Here is a 1462-nt window from a genome sequence, read left to right as displayed (position 1 = left end):
CCGCAAGCGCCCTCGCCCTCCCGTCGGGCGAGGTGACCGTGGTGCGTGGCGAATGGCGCGGGCACATCCTGCGCGCTCCGCGGGGAAGCAACGGGTTCGGCTACGACCCGATCTTCCGGCCGGAAGGGGAACAACGCTCCTCCGCCGAACTGGATCCCGCAGAAAAGGACGCCTCCTCGCACCGCGGTCGTGCGCTTGCGCAGTTGATCCCGGAACTCGCTGCGCTCGCCCGCAGCTGAGCGGGCCTGCCCGGACCGCGCGCCGTTACCGGTTGTCCCGCGGCGCGTCGCCGACGCTGCCGGGGGACACACCGGGGTCGTCGTCCGGGGTTCCGGAGACCGGTGGTTCCTCGACGTCGCCTCGCGACAGTTCGTCACCGACGACGGGCCATCCCGCAGCGATCAGGCGCTCCCGCACCCGTTCGATGTCCTCGGGGGTGGGCTCTTCGTGGATCAACCCGGCGACGATCCGACGCAGCGTGTCGTGGTCGACGTGCCGGTCGGGGTGCTCGGCGGCGGTTGCGGCAGCGGTGTCGATCGCCTCGAGAATCTCCTCGTCGGTCAGTCGCCGTTGCAGAACTGCCAACAACGCGAAATGGTCCTTCGCCGGGATTCCTTCGGGGTATCCGGCCCGTAGCCAGTCCAGCACCGCTCGCGGTGACCATCGCGCCATCGCCGTCTCCTCTGTGTCGATTCAAGGGACGATAGCGTCGATGCCCAGGAAAGTCAGAACACTGCGAACCCGAACGTGTCTTCGAGGAACTCGTGAGTGATCAGCAGGATGCCGGCGCCGAGAGCGATCAGCACCACCGCAAAACACACGACGGCTGCCGCGGCCGCCGGAAGCGATGGGCGCATCGTCGTCGAACCACGCCCGACGGTCGAGAATCGCAGTCCGAGCGGGAAGAACACCGGCAGGCCCGCACCCAGGACGAGACCCACCAGCACGACCTGCCACAAGGAGTCGAGGGTCGTCAAGAGGCTCACGCGCGTTCCCTCGGGTCCTGGACGTCGGACCGCCCCCGGGCGGGTCCGTCTTCCCACTCGTCCGTCACGTTCGACGCATCGACCGGCCGGCGACGAGAGCGCAGATAGATGTACAGGGCGAGCGCGCACAGGATCGAAAGGTCGAGCGCCACACCGCCGAGTCCACCGATCAGCGACCCCAGTAGCCAGCACAGCGCACCCATGAGCCCCGCGGCGGGCAACGTGATCAGCCATGCCACCGCCATGCGGCCCGCGATGCCCCAGCGCACCTGGGCGCCCTTCGTGGCCAGCCCCGTGCCGAGAATCGAGCCGGTCGCCACATGCGTCGTCGACAGCGGCAAACCGAAATGGCTCGAGGTCAGGATGATCGCGGCCGACGAGGACTCCGCTGCCATCCCGTTCGCCGGTGTGATCTCGACCAGGCCTCTGCCGAGAGTCCGGATGATCCGCCAACCTCCGAGATAGGTGCCGGGCGG

The 1462-nt window shown here is 68.6% G+C and carries 3 protein-coding genes and 1 pseudogene; 1 reads left to right on the top strand and 3 read right to left on the bottom strand.

Going from position 1 to position 1462, the window contains the following annotated elements:
• A partial coding sequence (locus Q8814_RS26105) for a non-canonical purine NTP pyrophosphatase (RefSeq protein ID WP_330154825.1) occupies nt 1–239 on the top strand: 239 nt, incomplete at its 5' end.
• Between the two features lie 91 nt (nt 240–330).
• On the opposite strand, the pseudogene Q8814_RS26100 reads toward Q8814_RS26105, so the two are convergent.
• The 3 genes and pseudogenes from Q8814_RS26100 to Q8814_RS26090 form a co-directional block, all read right to left on the bottom strand.
• A pseudogene (locus Q8814_RS26100) lies at nt 331–672 on the bottom strand (DUF3349 domain-containing protein); the annotation flags it as partial.
• Between the two features lie 53 nt (nt 673–725).
• Complete coding sequence (locus Q8814_RS26095) at nt 726–986, bottom strand: hypothetical protein (protein ID WP_330154823.1); 261 nt, start codon at nt 984–986, stop codon at nt 726–728.
• A partial coding sequence (locus Q8814_RS26090; RefSeq protein WP_330154822.1) for an inorganic phosphate transporter occupies nt 983–1462 on the bottom strand: 480 nt, incomplete at its 5' end. The genes Q8814_RS26090 and Q8814_RS26095, both read right to left, overlap by 4 nt.

Origin of the sequence: Rhodococcus chondri, assembly GCF_036327435.1 — a bacterium.
GTDB classification, from domain to species: Bacteria; Actinomycetota; Actinomycetes; order Mycobacteriales; family Mycobacteriaceae; genus Rhodococcus; species Rhodococcus chondri.
Note: the sequence above shows the minus strand (reverse complement) of the source record. Positions and strands in the feature narration are given on the sequence as shown.